The sequence below is a fragment of the Aquibium pacificum genome (assembly GCF_040839445.1).
GTDB lineage: Bacteria > Pseudomonadota > Alphaproteobacteria > Rhizobiales > Rhizobiaceae > Aquibium > Aquibium pacificus.
Map to the genome: position 1 here is coordinate 100575 of NZ_JBDPGJ010000008.1, position 16586 is coordinate 117160.

The 16586-nt window shown below is 65.4% G+C and carries 13 protein-coding genes and 1 tRNA gene; 5 read left to right on the plus strand and 9 right to left on the minus strand.

Annotated features, from left to right (window positions below):
* The first annotated feature begins 38 nt into the window (after positions 1-38).
* Positions 39-206: a 50S ribosomal protein L33 gene (gene rpmG, locus ABGN05_RS26650; protein WP_040995604.1), complete on the plus strand. Its 168-nt coding sequence runs from the start codon at positions 39-41 to the stop codon at positions 204-206.
* 450 nt (positions 207-656) lie between these two features.
* On the opposite strand, the gene ABGN05_RS26655 is transcribed toward rpmG, so the two are convergent.
* Positions 657-2027 carry a PleD family two-component system response regulator gene (locus ABGN05_RS26655; RefSeq protein ID WP_367957065.1) on the minus strand — a complete coding sequence of 457 codons (1371 nt, stop codon included), beginning with the start codon at positions 2025-2027 and terminating at the stop codon, positions 657-659.
* Positions 2028-2067: 40 nt separating this feature from the next.
* The gene (locus ABGN05_RS26660) at positions 2068-2439 is read right to left on the minus strand and encodes a response regulator (RefSeq protein ID WP_367957066.1); all 372 of its coding nucleotides are present in this window, start codon (positions 2437-2439) and stop codon (positions 2068-2070) included.
* A 183-nt stretch (positions 2440-2622) separates the two neighbouring features.
* On the opposite strand from ABGN05_RS26660, the gene ABGN05_RS26665 reads away from it, so the two are divergent.
* Positions 2623-2952 (plus strand): DUF3572 domain-containing protein, encoded by a 330-nt coding sequence (locus ABGN05_RS26665; protein ID WP_367957067.1) that lies wholly within the window; start codon positions 2623-2625, stop codon positions 2950-2952.
* A gap of 13 nt (positions 2953-2965) precedes the next feature.
* On the opposite strand, the gene mfd is transcribed toward ABGN05_RS26665, so the two are convergent.
* Positions 2966-6469, minus strand: coding sequence for a transcription-repair coupling factor (gene mfd / locus ABGN05_RS26670; RefSeq protein WP_367957068.1), 3504 nt, complete (start codon positions 6467-6469; stop codon positions 2966-2968).
* Positions 6470-6483: 14 nt separating this feature from the next.
* Positions 6484-6762: an FAD assembly factor SdhE gene (locus tag ABGN05_RS26675; RefSeq protein WP_367957069.1), complete on the minus strand. Its 279-nt coding sequence runs from the start codon at positions 6760-6762 to the stop codon at positions 6484-6486.
* Positions 6763-6862: 100 nt separating this feature from the next.
* On the opposite strand from ABGN05_RS26675, the gene recG reads away from it, so the two are divergent.
* A complete protein-coding gene (recG, locus tag ABGN05_RS26680) occupies positions 6863-8971 on the plus strand; it encodes an ATP-dependent DNA helicase RecG (protein ID WP_367957070.1) in 2109 nt (702 codons plus the stop codon).
* Between the two features lie 10 nt (positions 8972-8981).
* Here recG and ABGN05_RS26685 read toward each other — a convergent pair whose 3' ends face one another.
* The 4 genes from ABGN05_RS26685 to ABGN05_RS26700 form a co-directional block, all read right to left on the minus strand.
* Positions 8982-9662: a DUF502 domain-containing protein gene (locus ABGN05_RS26685; protein ID WP_367957071.1), complete on the minus strand. Its 681-nt coding sequence runs from the start codon at positions 9660-9662 to the stop codon at positions 8982-8984.
* 126 nt (positions 9663-9788) lie between these two features.
* Positions 9789-11612 (minus strand): glutamine--fructose-6-phosphate transaminase (isomerizing), encoded by a 1824-nt coding sequence (glmS, locus tag ABGN05_RS26690; protein WP_367957072.1) that lies wholly within the window; start codon positions 11610-11612, stop codon positions 9789-9791.
* 137 nt (positions 11613-11749) lie between these two features.
* Positions 11750-13114 (minus strand): bifunctional UDP-N-acetylglucosamine diphosphorylase/glucosamine-1-phosphate N-acetyltransferase GlmU, encoded by a 1365-nt coding sequence (gene glmU / locus ABGN05_RS26695; protein ID WP_367957073.1) that lies wholly within the window; start codon positions 13112-13114, stop codon positions 11750-11752.
* A 113-nt stretch (positions 13115-13227) separates the two neighbouring features.
* Positions 13228-13971, minus strand: a complete 744-nt coding sequence (locus tag ABGN05_RS26700) for a cytochrome c biogenesis CcdA family protein (RefSeq protein ID WP_367957074.1) — start codon at positions 13969-13971, stop codon at positions 13228-13230.
* Positions 13972-14284: 313 nt separating this feature from the next.
* On the opposite strand from ABGN05_RS26700, the gene ABGN05_RS26705 reads away from it, so the two are divergent.
* Both ABGN05_RS26705 and ABGN05_RS26710 read left to right on the plus strand, forming a co-directional pair.
* Positions 14285-14827 (plus strand): DUF2937 family protein, encoded by a 543-nt coding sequence (locus ABGN05_RS26705; RefSeq protein WP_367957075.1) that lies wholly within the window; start codon positions 14285-14287, stop codon positions 14825-14827.
* Between the two features lie 220 nt (positions 14828-15047).
* Positions 15048-15123 (plus strand) — tRNA-Lys (locus ABGN05_RS26710).
* A 1134-nt stretch (positions 15124-16257) separates the two neighbouring features.
* Here ABGN05_RS26710 and ABGN05_RS26715 read toward each other — a convergent pair.
* Positions 16258-16449 (minus strand): hypothetical protein, encoded by a 192-nt coding sequence (locus tag ABGN05_RS26715; protein WP_367957076.1) that lies wholly within the window; start codon positions 16447-16449, stop codon positions 16258-16260.
* Between the last annotated feature and the right edge of the window lie 137 nt (positions 16450-16586).

A 16586-nucleotide genomic window follows, 5' to 3' on the forward strand; every position in this document is an offset into this window, starting at 1 on the left:
TCGGAAACCTCAACACTCTGGACGGACGGATACCTGCCATGGCCAAAGCCGCGAACATCAAGATCAAGCTCCTCTCGACCGCCGACACCGGCTTCTTCTACGTGACGAGCAAGAACAGCCGCACCAAGACCGACAAGCTGTCGTTCCGCAAGTACGACCCGATTGCGAAGAAGCACGTCGAGTTCAAGGAAACCAAGATCAAGTAGTCGGCTGGGTTTTCCCGCCGTCGAAGCAGCGCCGCCTCCGGGCGGCGTTTTTCGTTTCGCGACCCTGTCGCGTCGATCGCAACGGCCATCGCCCCGCAACGAAGATCCGCAGCCCCTTCACGGCGCTAAGGATGCAGCTTCACGTTCCTGATGAAGAACAATAAAGGGGGCCGGTCGGCATTCTGACAGCGGTACGAGGAGGCCACTGAGTGTCAGCGCCGACCGGCCAACCCCACGGAACCCAGGAGATGCGGCGGACCTGAGCATCATGGGGTATTCGAACATTGTCTGTGCAGCCGGAACCCCGGCGGCTTTGATCGTTCGATTATTCTCCGCAGACACTCGCGCAAGATTTGGCGGAAATCAACAGATTATTAATCATGTAGCCCGGTCGGCTCACGTTAACGTAAACAAATGTGCCGTGACGGCACATGCCGGGCGGCGGAGGCTTCAGGCGGCCCGTGCCACGACTCGGTTGCGGCCGCCGTTCTTGGCTTCGTAGAGCGCGTCGTCCGCCCTCTTCATCAGGGTCTCGACGCTGTCGCCCGCACGGTTCAGGGTGGCGACGCCGACACTCACCGTCACCGGCACCCCCTCGCCCGCCCCGACCTCGAACACTGCCCGCTCGATTTCCGAACGAACGCGTTCGGCCACCTTCTCGGCGATCGCTCCGTCGGTGTCGGGCATGACGACCACGAACTCCTCGCCGCCGAAGCGGCAGGCAAGATCGATCCCGCGCACGTTTTTGCGCAGCCTGCGGGCAAATTCGCGCAGAACCGCGTCGCCGCCGTCGTGTCCGAAGGTGTCGTTGATCGCCTTGAAGCGGTCGAGATCGGTGATCATCACCGACAGCGGTCTGCGCCGCGACATGGCGCGGTCGAAAAGGGTCTGGAGATGGCTGTCGAGGTAGCGTCGGTTGTGGAGCCCGGTCAGCCCGTCGGTGACGGCCATCTCGATCGTCTGAGTTACTGACGCCCGCAGATGGTCGTTGTAGCGCTTGCGCTTGACCTGCGTCCTCAGCCTCGCGACGAGCTCCTGCTCGTCGACGGGCCGCACGATGTAGTCGTTGACGCCCAGTTCCAGTGCCCGCACGATCCGCTCGTCCTCGCCCATCTCGGCGATCAGGATGATCGGCAGGAAACGGGTGCGGTCGAGCGAGCGCAACTGCGAACACAGGCGCAGCGGATCGAATTCGGCGAAGCCCGTCGAGATCACGACGCAGTCGTAGGGATTTTCCGCTGCCTGGAAGAGGCCGACCTGCGGGTCGTCGGCAAGATCGACGTCCGCCGTCCCCGAGAGTTTCGTCCTGATGGCCGCCGAGGACGACGGCTTCTCGTCGATCAGCAGCACGCGCGGAGAACCCTCGTTCGTGGTCGTGCGCGCGGCGAGCAGTTCCTCGATACCGATGTTGCGGGTGGTGGAGGCGCGCAGCCTCAGTTCGTCCGACAGCATCTTCAGACGCACCAGGCTCTTCACCCGCGTCATGAGCTGCAGGTCGTTCACCGGCTTGGTCAGGAAGTCGTCGGCCCCGACCTCAAGCCCCCGGATGCGGTCCGACACCTGGTCGAGCGCGGTCACCATCACAACCGGAATGTGCGACGTGGCCGGATCGTCCTTCAGGCGCCGGCAGACCTCGAACCCGTCCATCTCTGGCATCATGATGTCGAGCAGGACGACATCCACCTTGCCGTTCTCGCAGGCTTCCAGCGCATCCGCCCCGCTCGCGGCGGTCAACACCTCGAAATACTCCGCCAGCAACCGGGCTTCGAGCAGCCGCAGGTTGGCGGGAACGTCGTCGACGACGAGGATACGCGCTGTCATGGCGTCTTTCCGGCGGAGCGAGAATGCGGACGCCCGGCCATCAGGCGTCGCCCAGGTAGGATTTGATCGTCTCGATGAACTTGCCCACCGAGATCGGCTTCGAGATATAGGCCTCGCAGCCGCCCTGGCGGATGCGCTCCTCGTCGCCCTTCATGGCGAAGGCGGTGACGGCGATGACGGGAATCTTGTGGAGGTCGTCGTCCTCCTTGAGCCATTTGGTGACTTCCAGCCCCGAAACCTCCGGAAGCTGGATGTCCATCAGGATCAGGTCGGGCCGATGGGCGCGTGCGAGATCGAGCGCCTCGAGGCCGTTCCTCGTGCGCACCGTCTCGTATCCGCTCGCCTCGATCAGGTCGCGGAAGAGCTTCATGTTGAGCTCGTTGTCCTCGACGATCATCACCTTCTTGGCCATACGATGCCCCACCCGGCACGATTCTTCAGTCCGCGCCAATGCTCGTCACGGCGGAACATGATTCGGCTTTCGCGGCAAGCTAGCGCGATTTGATTGACGAAACGCAAATCCCGGCCGAAAGCTACTGACGCGGCAAGCGTTTCGCCGTTGCCGCGGCGCGCCGAACCGGGCTATGGCCATCCGATGAAGGATGTTTCGCGACCACCGAACAGGTCAGCCCGCGCGCCGAAACCGGGTCCCGACGCCGAGGCGCTGGCCGTCGGCGCCCTCTCCTTCATCGCTTCCGACCCCGTCCTCATGCCGCGCTTCCTCGCCATGTCCGGCATCGAGGCCAGCGACATCCGCCGCGCCGCCGCTGAACCCGGCTTCCTCGCCGGCGTGCTCAACTTCCTTCTCGCGCACGAACCGAGCCTGATGGCATTCTGCGATGCCACCGGCGCCGATCCCGGTCAGGTCGGCCGCGCGGCGCAGATGCTGCCAGGCGGCGACGAAAACTTCGACCGCTCGACCTGAGCTACGACCCGCTTCAGGCTGCGTCGGCCTTTTCGGCGAGCCGAGCCAGCTGCGTCATCACCACGGCCGCGCCCGCCAGCCGCTTTTCGGGCTTGGGCCAGTCGCGGATGAACACGATGCTCTGGTCCGGCCTTATCTTTGCCAGCGAACCCTGTTCGGCGATCATCTTCACCAGACCCGTGGGGTCGGCGAAAGTCTTGTCGCGGAACTGGATGACCACGCCCTTCGGCCCCGCATCGAGCTTCTCGACGTTGGCCTTGCGGCAGAGTGCCTTGATGAAGACGATCTTCAGCAGGTGCTGCACCTCTTCGGGCAGCGGCCCGAAGCGGTCGATCAGTTCGGCGCCGAAGGAATCGATCTCCGCTGGCGTCTCCAGTTCCGCCAGTCGGCGGTAAAGCGCAAGGCGGAGTTGCAGGTCGGAAACGTAGTTCTCCGGGATCATGACCGCCGTTCCGACCGTGATCTGCGGCGACCAGGAGCCATCGGCGACTTCGCCCGTGCCGCGGATTTCGGCCACCGCTTCTTCCAGCATCTGCTGGTACAGCTCGAAGCCGACCTCCTTGATGTGGCCCGACTGCTCCTCGCCGAGCAGGTTTCCGGCGCCGCGGATGTCGAGGTCGTGGCTGGCGAGCTGGAAACCGGCGCCGAGCGTGTCGAGCGACTGGAGCACCTTAAGCCGGCGTTCGGCGGTCTGGGTCAGCGTGCGGTTGGCGGGCAGCGTGAACAGCGCGTAGGCGCGCGCCTTGGAACGGCCGACGCGCCCGCGCAGCTGGTAGAGCTGCGCCAGGCCAAACATGTCGGCGCGGTGCACGATCAGCGTGTTGGCGGTCGGAATGTCGAGGCCGGATTCCACGATGGTCGTCGACAGAAGCACGTCGTACTTGCCGTCGTAGAAGGCGTTCATGATGTCGTCGAGTTCCCCCGGCGCGATCTGCCCGTGCGCCACGGCGACCTTCAGCTCCGGCACCGATTCGCGCAGAAAATCGTGCACTTCGGCGAGATCGCTGATGCGCGGGACGACGTAGAAGCACTGGCCGCCGCGATAGCGCTCGCGCAGCAGCGTCTCGCGGATGACCAGCGGGTCGAAGGGCGATATGAAGGTGCGCACCGCCATGCGGTCGACTGGCGCGGTGGTGATCAGCGACAGTTCGCGCACGCCGGTCAGCGCGAGCTGCAGCGTGCGCGGGATCGGTGTGGCCGAAAGCGTCAGCACGTGAACGTCGCTCTTCAGGTCCTTCAGCCGCTCCTTGTGCTTGACCCCGAAATGCTGCTCCTCGTCGATGATCAGCAGTCCGAGGCTCTTGAAGCTGATCGCCGCGCCAAGCAGCGCGTGGGTGCCGACGACGATGTCCACGGTTCCGTCCGAAATGCCCTTCTTCGTCTCGGCCAGCTCCTTCGCGCCGACGAGCCGCGAGGCCTGCCGCACCCGGATCGGCAGGCCGGAAAAGCGCTGCGAGAACGTCTTGAAGTGCTGGCGCGCGAGGAGCGTCGTCGGCACGACCACGGCCACCTGGAGCCCTTCCATCGCGGCGAGGAAGGCGGCGCGCAGCGCCACCTCGGTCTTGCCGAAGCCGACGTCGCCGCAGATCAGCCGGTCCATCGGGCGTCCGGCGCCGAGGTCGTCAATGACAGAATCGATGGCGGTCTGCTGGTCCTCGGTCTCCTCGTAGGGGAACCGCGCGGCGAACTCGCCGTAGAGCCCCTCCGGCGGCACCAGAACCGGCGCGCCGCGCATCTGCCGTTCCGCCGCGATGCGGATCAGGTCACCCGCCATCTCCAGAAGGCGCTTCTTGAGCTTGGCCTTGCGTGACTGCCAGGCGCCACCGCCGAGCCGGTCGAGCGGCGTGTCGGCCGCGTCCGAACCGTAGCGCGACAACAGTTCGATGTTCTCGACCGGCAGGAACAGTCGCCCGTCGCCGGCATAGTGGATCTCCAGGCAGTCGTGTGGCGCGCCCGCCGCCTCGATGTTCTTCAGGCCGATGAAGCGTCCGATGCCGTGATCGGCATGGACGACGATGTCGCCCGCCGCGAGCGAGGAGAGTTCAGAGATGAAATCGGCGGCGCGCTTGCGCTTGGAACGCCTGACCAGTCGGTCGCCCAGAATGTCCTGCTCGCCGAGCAGCACCATCCGGGCTGTCTCGAAGCCCGTCTCGACCGGTAGGACCGCGACGCCGGCCTCGCCCGCCGGCAGCTTCTCAAGTTCCGAAAGGGTTTCCACCCGCGTCATGTTGCCGAGGCCGTGTTCGGCAAGAATCTGGCCGAGGCGGTCGAGCGAACCCTCGCTCCAGGCGGCGATCAGGACCTTGCGTCCCGCCGCGCGCTCGGCGGCGACATATCTTACGGCATGGTCGAAGACGTTGGCATTAGGATCGGCGCGCTCTGCGGCGAAGCTCCGCCCTGCCCGGGACTTCGCGTTCAGGATCACCCGGCTACCGGCCGGCGGCGCCTCGAAGGGCGACAGGTCGCAGACCAGCCGCTCTCCCGCTTCCGACACGATGCTTTCGGGAGTCAGGTAGAGACGATCGGGCGGGGTTGGATTGTAGGGTGTGGCGTCCCCCAGGCCCTTCCCCTCGGCCTGCCGCTTCCGCGCCTCGTAGTGGTCGAGGATCAGCGCATGGCGCTCCGACAGCGACTCGTGCGCCAGATTGTCGAAGACCAGCGGGCCTTCCGGCACGTAGTCGAAGATCGTTTCCAGCCGGTCATGAAAGAAGGGCAGCCAGTGCTCCATGCCGGCGAAGCGGCGGCCCTCGCTGATGGCGGCGTAAAGCGCGTCGTCGCGCGAGGGTGCACCGAAGGCCTCGATGTAGTTGCGGCGAAACCGGCTGATCGTGTCGGGTGTCAGCGCCACCTCGCTCGCCGGCTGCAGCGACATCTCCTTGCGCTGGCCGGTCGTTCGCTGGGTCGCGGCGTCGAAGGCGCGGATCGATTCCAGCGTGTCGCCGAAGAAGTCGAGCCTGAGCGGCTCCGGCCAGCCCGGCGCGTGGAGATCGAGGATACCGCCGCGCACCGCGAAGTCGCCGACGTCGCGTACGGTGCCGACGCGATCGAAGCCGTTGGTCTCCAGCCGGTCGATCAGCGCCTTCATGTCGACCTGGTTGCCGGACCGCACCGAGAAGGATTGCGCGGCTAGCACCGCGGCCGGCGGCACGCGCTGCAGGACCGCGTTGACCGTGGTGATGACCACCGCCCGGTGCGGCTTTTCCCTGAGCGCGATCATTGCCGAAAGGGCGTCCAGCCGCCGCGCGGCCGCGTCTGCGCCCGGCGACACGCGGTCGTAGGGCAGGCAGTCCCAGGCGGGAAGTTCCAGCACGGGCAGTCCTGGCGCGGCGAAGGCCAGCGCCTCGATGATGGCCGGAATCCGCTGACCGTCGCGGGCGACGAACAGCACCGGCCGGTCGCCCGCCGCCTCCGCGGCGATCCGCGCCAGCACGAAGGCCTCGAAGCCGTCGGCGACGCCGCCGATCGTCACGGCCCCGGTGCGGCCAGGCTTCAGGCCGAGAGAATCGATCAGGTTCATTTTTTCAGTTGTCGTCAGAAGGGCATGACCTGGCGAAACGCCTGGATCCTGCGGAAGAGCGGATGATCGTACTGCTCGGGAACCGGCGCCTCGCCGGTCATCCATTTCAGGAGGTCGGCGTCGAGCTGGTCGAGCAAATCCTCATATTGGTCGAGTTCGCTGGAACTCAAGGTGTCGATGCGCGCATCGGCGAAGGTGCCGAGTAGGAGGTCCACCTCGCGCATGCCGCGATGCCAGGACCGATAGAGCGCCTTCTTGCGCCTGATCTCCAACCCGCCGCTGCTTCTGCTCATGCCGCTATCGCTCATCCGCCCTGTCGGTGAGCGCATATATAGTGGATCGCGGCGGGAGTCAGCCTTGCATCGGGCAGCCGAGCACATAAGGTCGCTGCCAATGCGCCCCTCCCTCCTCGATCCCCTCTATGCGCCCGCCACTTCGCTGGAGGGCGTCGGCCCGAAGGTTCTCGCCCTCCTGGAAAAAATCGTGCCTGCCGACATCGCCGAGCGCGACCTACGCGTCGGCGACCTGCTCTTCGTGCTGCCGCACTCGCTGATCGATCGGCGCAGCCGGCCCGAGATCGCCGGCGCCGCGCAGGGTGCGATCGTTACGCTGGAGGTCACCATCGACCGCCACCAGCCGCCGCCGCGCGGCAAGGGCAACCAGCCGTACCGCGTCTTCGCCTTCGACGAGACGGGCGAGATCGCGCTGACCTTCTTCCATGCCAAGGGCACATGGCTTGAAAAGGCGCTGCCGGTCGGCGAGCGGTTCCTCGTCAGTGGCCGCATGGAATGGTTCAACGGCCGCCCGTCGATGGTCCACCCCGACCACATGGTCCCGGCTGACAAGGCCGGGGACCTGCCGCTCGTGGAACCGGTCTATCCGCTGACGGCAGGCCTCTCCCCGCGCGTGTTGCGGCGCATCCTCGCCCAGGCGCTCGGGCGCATGCCCGCGCTGCCGGAGTGGCTCGACGGGGAACTGATGCGGCGGCACTCGTTTCCCGGCTTCCCGGACGCGCTGATACGGCTGCACGAGCCAGTCGACGCGCTCGACGTCTCGCTGGACAATCCCGCCCGCCGCCGGCTTGCCTATGACGAGTTGCTGGCGGGACAGGTTTCGCTGGCGCTGGTGCGGTCGCGCATCCGGCGGCTTTCCGGCCGGCCGCTGATTGGCGACGGATCGCTCGTCGCGCGCATCCGCGCCGCCCTGCCGTACAATCTCACGGGATCCCAGGAGAAGGCGGTCGCCGAGATCGAGGCTGATCTCTCCCGCCCGGATCGCATGCTGCGGCTGCTGCAGGGCGACGTCGGCGCCGGCAAGACGGTCGTGGCGCTGCTTGCCATGGCGCGCGCGGCGGAAGCCGGCGGCCAGTCCGCGCTGATGGCGCCGACCGAGATTCTCGCACGCCAGCATCTCGCTACCATCGCGCCCCTTGCGGAAAAGGCGGGTCTGACGGTGCGCATTCTCACCGGCCGCGAAAAGGGCCGCGAACGCGCCGACGTGCTTGCCGGCCTCGCCGACGGGTCGATCCACTTCGTTGTCGGAACCCACGCCCTGTTCCAGGAGAGCGTCTCCTACCGCAACCTGGTGCTCGCGATCGTCGACGAGCAGCATCGCTTCGGCGTCCACCAGCGCCTCTCCATCACCGCCAAGGGCGATGCGCCCGACATGCTGGTCATGACCGCTACGCCGATCCCGCGCACGCTGGTGCTCACCGCCTTCGGCGACATGGACGTCTCGCGCCTGACCGAGAAGCCGGCGGGCCGGCGACCGATCCAGACGGTGACGCTGCCCACCGAACGCCTCGGCGAACTCATCGCCCGCATCGGCCGCGCCGTCGAGGAAGGCCAGAAGATCTACTGGATCTGCCCGCTTGTGGAGGAATCCGAAGAGGTCAAGCTGATGTCTGCCGAGGACCGGGCGAAATCCCTCAGGCAGCATTTCGGCCCGCTGGTCGGCCTGGTGCACGGACGGATGAAAGGCGCGGAGAAGGACGACGCCATGCGCGCGTTCAAGGCCGGCGAGACGCGCGTTCTGGTGGCAACGACGGTGATCGAAGTCGGCGTCGACGTGCCGGACGCCACGATCATGGTCATCGAGCATGCGGAGCGCTTCGGCCTTGCACAGCTTCACCAGTTGCGCGGGCGGGTCGGGCGCGGCGACAAGGCGTCCACCTGCGTGCTCCTCTACGAGGGACCGCTCGGCGAGACGGCAAAGCGGCGGCTGTCGGTCATGCGGGAGACAGAGGACGGGTTCGTCATCTCCGAGGAGGACCTGAAGCTGCGTGGCGAAGGCGAACTCCTGGGCACTCGGCAGTCGGGGACGCCCGGCTTTCTCGTCGCCCGTCTTGAGGCGCATGGCGATCTCCTGGAGATCGCGCGCGACGACGCGCGGCTGCTGCTGGACCGCGATCCGGAACTCGCCTCCGAACGCGGCAAGGCGCTGCGGCTGCTGCTTTATCTCTTCGGCCGCGACGAAGCGGTGCGGCTCCTGCGGGCGGGCTGAGCGCTGCCGGCTACTCCGCCGCCGAGAGAGGCGGCGCGACCCTGGGGCCGGCCTCCCGCGCAAGCTCCTCGGTCTTCTTCTGGTACTCAGGGGTCACCAGGCCGGCCGAAATCACCAGCTTGGCCGCCTCCTCCACCGTCATCGAGAGTTCGATCAGTTCCGCGCGCGGCACATACATGAGGAAACCGGTGGTCGGGTTGGGCGTGGAGGGCAGGAACACCGCGATCGAATCCTCGATGTGCTCGCCGATCCTGGAATTCACCTCCGACTGCCGCTCGCTTGAGATGAAGACGATCGCCCAGGCGCCGCGCCGCGGATACTCGATCAGGCCGACCTTCTTGAAGACGTCGGACTTGTTCGACAGCACCGTCTCGAAGATCTGCTTCAGGGCCCGGTAGATGCTGCGCACCAGAGGCATCCGGTCAAGCAGGTACTCGCCATAGGAGACGATCGTACGACCGATGAAGTTGGCGGTCAGGAACCCGACCAGCGTGATCAGGACGATGGCGACGATCAGCCCGAATCCGGGCACCGCGAACGGCAGGTAATTGTCGGGATTGTAGCGCCCCGGTATGTAGGGTTTCACCCAGGAATCCACCCAGCCGATGAACGACCAGGCGATATAGGCGGTAATGGCGAGCGGCGCCGTGACGACGAAGCCGGTCAGGAAATAATTCCTGATTCGCGTCATGCCACGGTGCTTCGGCTGTTCTGACATAGAGATCAATTCCGGATCGGGACCCTCAGGATAGATAGCCCATCCGGTCGAAATTATGAAACGTCAGAAATAATCCGGGGGTTCCTCACCGCCGAGGCATCATTCGACCGTCACCGACTTGGCGAGGTTCCTCGGCTGGTCGACGTCGGTGCCCATGAAGACGGCCGTATGGTAGGCCAGCATCTGCACCGGCAAGGCGTAGACGATCGGCGCGATGATCTCGGGCATGTCCGGCAGTATGATGGTCTCGAACGTCTCGATCCCGGCGCGCCGCGAGCCCTCCCGGTCGGTAATCAGGATGATCTTCCCGCCGCGCGCGGCGACTTCCTGCATGTTCGACACCGTCTTGTCGAACACGCGATCATGCGGCGCGATGACGATCACGGGCATGTCGCGGTCAATCAGCGCGATCGGGCCGTGCTTCAGTTCGCCTGCCGCATAGCCTTCGGCGTGGATGTAGGAGATTTCCTTGAGCTTCAGCGCGCCCTCAACGGCCATCGGATAGCTCGTACCTCGTCCCAGATAGAGGACGTGCTTGTACTGCGACAGCTTGCGCCCCACGCGGTCGATCTGTTCCTCGAGCTTCAGCGCCTGGGTGGCGTAGCGTGGCGCCTCCGACAGTTCGCGGACGAGCTGCTTTTCTTCCTGTGGTGAAATCTTTCCGCGCTCGCTGGCGGCGCGCACCGCGAGCGACGCGAGCACCGAGAGCTGGCAGGTGAAGGCCTTGGTCGAGGCCACGCCGATTTCGGGTCCGGCGAGCGTGGGGAAGACGCAGTCGGATTCGCGCGCAATCGTGGATTCCTGCACGTTGACGATTGCGCCGATCGGGATTCCTTCGGCCCGGCAGTAACGCAGCGAAGCCAGCGTGTCCGCCGTCTCGCCCGACTGCGAGACGAAGAAGGCCGCGCTCGCCTTCGGCATCGGCATTTCGCGGTAGCGGAACTCCGAGGCGACATCGATGTCGACGGGAAGGCGGGCGTAGCGCTCGAACCAGTATTTCGACACCAGGCCCGCGAGATAGGCGGTTCCGCAAGCAGAGATCGCGATCCGGTCCAGCTTGGCGAAATCGAACGGCAACGGCTCGCGCTTGGCCTTGCCCTCGGCGAAGTCGAGGTAATGCGAGAGCGTGTGGGAGATCACTTCCGGCTGCTCGTGGATCTCCTTTTCCATGAAATGCCGGTGGTTGCCCTTGTCGACCATGAAGCTCGTGCCGATCGACTTCTGGCGGCGGCGTTCCACCGGATCGCCGTTCATGTCGTAGATCTGCATGCCGGCGCGGCGCACCACCGCCCAGTCGCCGTCTTCCAGGTAAGTGATGGCGTTGGTGAAGGGCGAAAGCGCGATCGCATCCGAGCCGAGATACATCTCGCCATGGCCGTGGCCGACGGCCAGCGGCGGGCCGTTGCGCGCACCGATGATCAGGTCCTCGTCGCCGCGGAACAGGATGGCGAGCGCGAAGGCGCCCTCCAGGCGCTTGAGCGCATTGAAGGCGGCCTTTTCCGGCGTCTCGCCGCGATCGAGTTCGCGCGACACGAGATGGGCCACCACCTCGGTGTCGGTCTGCGAGGTGAACTTGTAACCTTCCGCCAACAGTTCGTCCCTGAGGTCGGAAAAATTCTCGATGATGCCGTTGTGGACGACAGCCACATCCTTGCCGAAATGCGGGTGCGCGTTGGTCTCGTTGGGAACGCCGTGGGTCGCCCACCGGGTGTGTCCGATGCCGATCATGCCGTCGAGCGGCTCGTCGCGAAGCCGCCGTTCCAGGTTGATCAGCTTGCCTTCGGCGCGCCGGCGGGCGAGATGCCCGTGCTCGATGGTCGCCACGCCGGCGGAATCGTAGCCGCGGTATTCGAGGCGTTTCAGGGCGTCGACGATGAGGGGGGCCACGGGCGTCGAGCCCACGATTCCAACGATGCCACACATGATGCGCCCGAGACCCCGCAAATTGACCTGCCGATCGACGACGGCGATGATGTAGGCTTGAGCCTAGCCGAACGGTACTAAAAATTCTTTTCAGCGCATGACAGCGTTCGCCGTACCGGCAGCACCGGCTCGCACGGCTACTTCCGCGACGCCCGCTTCTCCTTCTCGGCCTTGTATCGGGCGCGCAGTTCCGGCGCCCTGCCTTCCTTCGTCACCTGCTTCGCCCGCCCGAAGGCCAGCGCGTCGTCGGGAACGTCGAAGGTGACGACGCTGCCGGAGGCGACGTAGGCCCGGTCGCCGATCCGCACCGGCGCAACCAGGGAGGAGTTGGAACCGACGAAGGCTTCCGCGCCGATCACGGTGCGGTCCTTGGTGTAGCCGTTGTAGTTGCAGGTGATGGTGCCCGCGCCGATGTTGGCGTTGGCGCCCACCGTGGCGTCGCCGATGTAGGTCAGGTGATTGATCTTGGCGCCGGCTTGCACGTCGGCCTCCTTGACTTCGCAGAAGTTCCCGACCTTGGCCGTCTCGGCGAGCCGCGCGCCCGGCCGCAGCCGCGCGAACGGGCCGACCTCGCAGCCTTCGCCGATCACGGCCCCTTCGATATGGCAGAAGGCACGGATACGCGCATTGGCCGCCACCTTCACCTTCGGCCCGAAGAAGACGTTCGGTTCGATCAGCGTATCGGCGCCCACTTCGGTGTCGTGCGAAAAGTGCACCGTCTCGGGCGCGACGAGGCTGACACCGTCGAGCATCATCCGGCGCCGGCGCCGCGCCTGCCAGATCGCTTCGGCCTCGGCGAGTTCGGCGCGGTTGTTGATGCCAAGAACATTGTCGAACGGCGCCTCAGTCGCCGCGACCCGCAGCCCCATCGCGCGGGCGATCTCGACGATGTCGGTCAGGTAGAACTCGCCCTTGGCGTTGTCGTTGCCGACCGCGTCGAGCAGCGCAAGCGCGATCCGCCCGTCGATGGCCATCAGGCCGCCATTGCAGAAATTGATCTTGCGTTCCTCGTCAGTGCAGTCGCGCTCCTCGCGTATCGCGACCAGTTCGCCGTCGCGCTCGATGAGGCGGCCATAGCCGGTGGGGTTCTCTGTCCGAAATCCCATGACCGCGACCGAGGCCCCCTCGGCCAGCTTGGCACGGGCGGCGTCCAGCTCCGCGCCCTCGATCAGCGGCGCGTCGCCGAACATGACAAGCAGATCGTCATGGCCGCGCGCGATCGCCTCGCGGGCGGCGAGCACGGCGTGCGCGGTGCCGAGCCGCTCAGCCTGCAGGAAGACGTCGGCATTGTCGATGCGCTGGCGCACCGTCCTCGCCACCGCGTCCGCGCCGTGGCCGACGACGACCGCCAGTGCGCCGCTGCCCGCCGCCGTCGCGGCATCGAGCACGTGGCACACCATCGGCAGGCCGGCGACCGTATGCAGCACCTTGGGCAGAGCGCTCTTCATGCGCGTGCCCTCGCCCGCGGCCAGAATGATGGAGAGACAGCTGCGTTCGCTCATATGAGGAATCATCCGGTTGCCGAAAAAAAGCCGGACCGTCTCTATCACCGCTGCGGGGGCAATCCAATCTGCCTCGCTTGCCGTGGAAACGTGGCGAGCGGCGGCGCCATGCCTCAGCCCAGGTTGCCGAGTGCCGGAAAAGTCTCCAGCAGCCAGTAGGAGGCGCGCTGGATGCCGCCGGTGAGGAAGAGAACGCCAGCCACGACGAGCAGCCCGCCCATGATCTTTTCCACGCGGCCGAGATGGACTCGGAAACGGCCGAGGAAGCGCATGAAGGCGCCCGAAAACAGTGCCGCGACGAGGAACGGTATGCCGAGGCCGAGCGAATAGGCAAAGAGCAGCGCAGCCCCCTCGCCCACCGTCTCGCGCCCGCCCGCCAGCGTCAGGATCGGTCCGAGCACGGGGCCGATGCACGGTGTCCAGCCGAAGGCGAAGGCGAGCCCCATGACGTAGGCGGCCATGGCGCTCGCCGGCTTGCCGCCCGACTGGAACCGCGCCTCGCGCGACAGGAGCGGAATGCGTATTACCCCGAGAAAGTTCAGGCCCATGACGATGATCAGGATGCCGGCGGCGATCCCCAGTTCATGCTGCCACGCGCGCAGCAGGGCGCCGATCGTCGACGCTCCCGCCCCCAGCGCCACGAAGACGGTCGAGAAACCGAGCACGAAGGCGAGCGAGGCGGACAGCAGCGCCGCGCGCGTCCCGCTTGCCTCCTGCTTCGCCTCGCCGCGGAACTCGTCGACCGAAACGCCGGCCATGTAGCAGAGATAGGGCGGCACGAGCGGCAGGACGCAGGGCGACAGGAAGGACAGGGCCCCAGCCCCGACCGCGCTCACATATCCGACATCGACCGCCATTGCGCCTTCGTCCCGCTTCCGAGGCGACGCTATAGAACGGACGACAACGTCGGGCCAGTCACCGTTGCGTGGGCAAATTGTCCCTTCTTGCCCGGAATTCCCCGCCTTGGCGTTGCAACGCTCGCATATCACGCAGAAAATCGAAGCGTCGGAACGGCCGGCCGTCGATGGAGTTGTTTCCGACACGGAGGCGGATCAATGGCGAAGCTTCGTCGACTGGTACCCGTAATGACCGTCGGCGCCCTGCATTCAGGGCGATCCGCGCCGCAGATGGATGGCCCGGCCAGTTCGCTTGGCCGGAGATAGGTCGAAAATGGGTGCCGTCTCGCAAAACCTCGTCTTCGCCGGCTCGATCCTCGGGGCCGTATGCGCGTCGCAGCTTCCCGAGTTCGCGCAGCAGTATCGCCAGCGCATCGGTGGCGCGGTGGAAGAACTGACGCGCACCGTGGAGGGCTTCGATCGGGATGCGTCGGCCAGCGGGCTGTCGCGGCAGCAAGCCCTGGAGCGGCACGACCGGGCGTCCGATACGCTGTTCCGCACGAGAGGCCAAAGCGCCAGACGGTCGATAGAACGCCTGGATCGCCTCTCGCGGCAGCGCGGCGATTTCGTCGAAAGCCCGCCGCTCCTGCAACCGCTGGTCCTTACCAGAGGCGACGGCGAACTTCTCGAAGGGACCTGGCGCGAGTTCCAGCCGGCCGTGCCGGTGACGCTGGCCGGCCTCGGCTGGGGCCTGCTCGGCTTCGTCTTCACCTCGCTGATGCTCTTTGCGACGGGCAGGATGGGCCGCGCCTCCTGGCGAAGCGCCCGGCATTTTCGCGCACGGAGACGCAACACCGTCGACGAAACTGCCAGCTGACGCTTCAGCGCCGACGCGACCACCCCTTGCGGCATTCCCGTGCGAACCGCCACGGGCGCGGATCGATGATCCCGTTGCCTGCGCCCATCCTGCCGTCCCGTTGGCTACAGCGTTTCGCACCGGCTTTCCGGGGGCCAGGCCGATCGGGATTTGCGGTTGACCGGCGAAGCCTTGCTCCCTATGTTCCGCCGCACTTTCCGGGGCGGCCGCCGCCCGTCGGGAGCGCGTAGCTCAGCCGGTAGAGCAACTGACTTTTAATCAGTAGGTCCAGGGTTCGAGCCCCTGCGCGCTCACCAATAAAATCAAAGACTTAGCTAAAATTGAGCCTTCACTAGGCTTTGTCAGTGAGCAGATAGTACGCGAACCACCGGAAAATCGCGGCGCTTTCGTGCGCGGCAGTCGGTAAGGTCACTTGCTCAATTGACTCGCGTTCCTCCAGATTCAGGCGCCTAATGGCTAGGCAACGGAGGAGATGGCGAAATTCTCGAAACCTGGCGACGGATGACGCGCGCCAAGTCGAAAGAAAGGACCATTCACCAAAAAGGAAAACGAGAATGGACCACCTTCGCTACTCGATCATCCTTGGCATCCTGGCTGTCTCGATGGCGGGCGGGGTAGCCAAGGCCGAAGTCAAGCGCGGCGATCCCGGAGCAACATGCACCTCGAGTACAGAGACTATAAAGGGAGAGAAAGCCAGCTGCGAGAGTTGCACGGCTACCAAGTGCGATACCACAGGAGGCCAGGTTTCCAACTGCCGGAAGGAAACGACGAAGACCTGCACGATAAACGGGCGTGTCGTCACACCCGGTGGTGGGAAGTTCGACAATGTCGCTCCACGCGGCAACACGCTCTACCGAAAAGCAAACTAAAGGGTCCCGATCGCGGGATGCAGGTTGCTCTCTCAGCGTCGTGATCTGCATGTCCCGACGGAGTGGAAGGGTGGCGGAATTCACGACCAGCTCCGCGACAGCTAAACGTGCCACAAGATTTCGGGTAAATCCGAGAGTGTGATGGGCCTAGCGGGTCAGGCAATCGCTGCCGCTGTGGGACGCGGAGCAAAAGCCGAAGGGAACGCACTGGTCGACATGCGACCGGCTGGAAAGCGAATGCGCGGCACTTGACGACCGGATCGCATCCGAGCTTTGCGGGCTTTTGGCTCGTTTCGGCGGGGCTGGCCGAGGTTGAGGTTGAGCTCCGGAAGCGCGAAGCCTTCGGCGCGTTGTAGTCGGCCGACTGCATGCAGCCCTCAACAGTGATCTTCCGGACGATACATTTCCATGATGGATCAGTCTGCGGACCCTGCGACGACGATTCCGCACATCACCGGAATCGCGACGCCATTTCGCCCGAAGCACACGTAGATGTCGGGAGACAGTGGCGATTGTTGCGGCCAAATCTGAATAAGCATCGCCAACGAGCCACGCGCTCGACTACTCCGCGCTTGCGAGTTGTTGTAGATCGTCCTCGCCTGTTCCCTCCTGGGCAACGGCGGTCGTCGGGACGGATCCTCCAACCCAAGCGACGACACTGACCAAAGCGTCGTTGAAGGGATCGGTCTGGCTGCGGGCGATCCGCTCAAAATCAAATTCTTCTTCAGGCGTTGCAAGGAATTTTTGTCCCACCAAGCGGACGTTCTGGCGTGCGGGTGGTATCGGATGTGGTGCGGAAATTCGCTCCCACTCCTGCAGGTCCCCAGTGCTTTCCATGCTGCGAAGCGGTTTGCTGAGAATGGGGCCCCTATTCAGCTCGGCGCTTGCAC

Bases quoted from the DNA above. Each gene is read 5' to 3' on its own strand.
- ABGN05_RS26700 (WP_367957074.1), bottom strand. From the start codon at position 13,971: ATGGCGGTCGATGTCGGATATGTGAGCGCGGTCGGGGCTGGGGCCCTG.
- ABGN05_RS26685 (WP_367957071.1), bottom strand. From the start codon at position 9,662: ATGACGCGAATCAGGAATTATTTCCTGACCGGCTTCGTCGTCACGGCG.
- ABGN05_RS26665 (WP_367957067.1), top strand. From the start codon at position 2,623: ATGAAGGATGTTTCGCGACCACCGAACAGGTCAGCCCGCGCGCCGAAA.
- ABGN05_RS26660 (WP_367957066.1), bottom strand. From the start codon at position 2,439: ATGGCCAAGAAGGTGATGATCGTCGAGGACAACGAGCTCAACATGAAG.
- rpmG (WP_040995604.1), top strand. From the start codon at position 39: ATGGCCAAAGCCGCGAACATCAAGATCAAGCTCCTCTCGACCGCCGAC.
- glmU (WP_367957073.1), bottom strand. From the start codon at position 13,114: ATGAGCGAACGCAGCTGTCTCTCCATCATTCTGGCCGCGGGCGAGGGC.
- ABGN05_RS26705 (WP_367957075.1), top strand. From the start codon at position 14,285: ATGGGTGCCGTCTCGCAAAACCTCGTCTTCGCCGGCTCGATCCTCGGG.
- recG (WP_367957070.1), top strand. From the start codon at position 6,863: ATGCGCCCCTCCCTCCTCGATCCCCTCTATGCGCCCGCCACTTCGCTG.
- mfd (WP_367957068.1), bottom strand. From the start codon at position 6,469: ATGAACCTGATCGATTCTCTCGGCCTGAAGCCTGGCCGCACCGGGGCC.
- ABGN05_RS26655 (WP_367957065.1), bottom strand. From the start codon at position 2,027: ATGACAGCGCGTATCCTCGTCGTCGACGACGTTCCCGCCAACCTGCGG.
- ABGN05_RS26675 (WP_367957069.1), bottom strand. From the start codon at position 6,762: ATGAGCAGAAGCAGCGGCGGGTTGGAGATCAGGCGCAAGAAGGCGCTC.
- glmS (WP_367957072.1), bottom strand. From the start codon at position 11,612: ATGTGTGGCATCGTTGGAATCGTGGGCTCGACGCCCGTGGCCCCCCTC.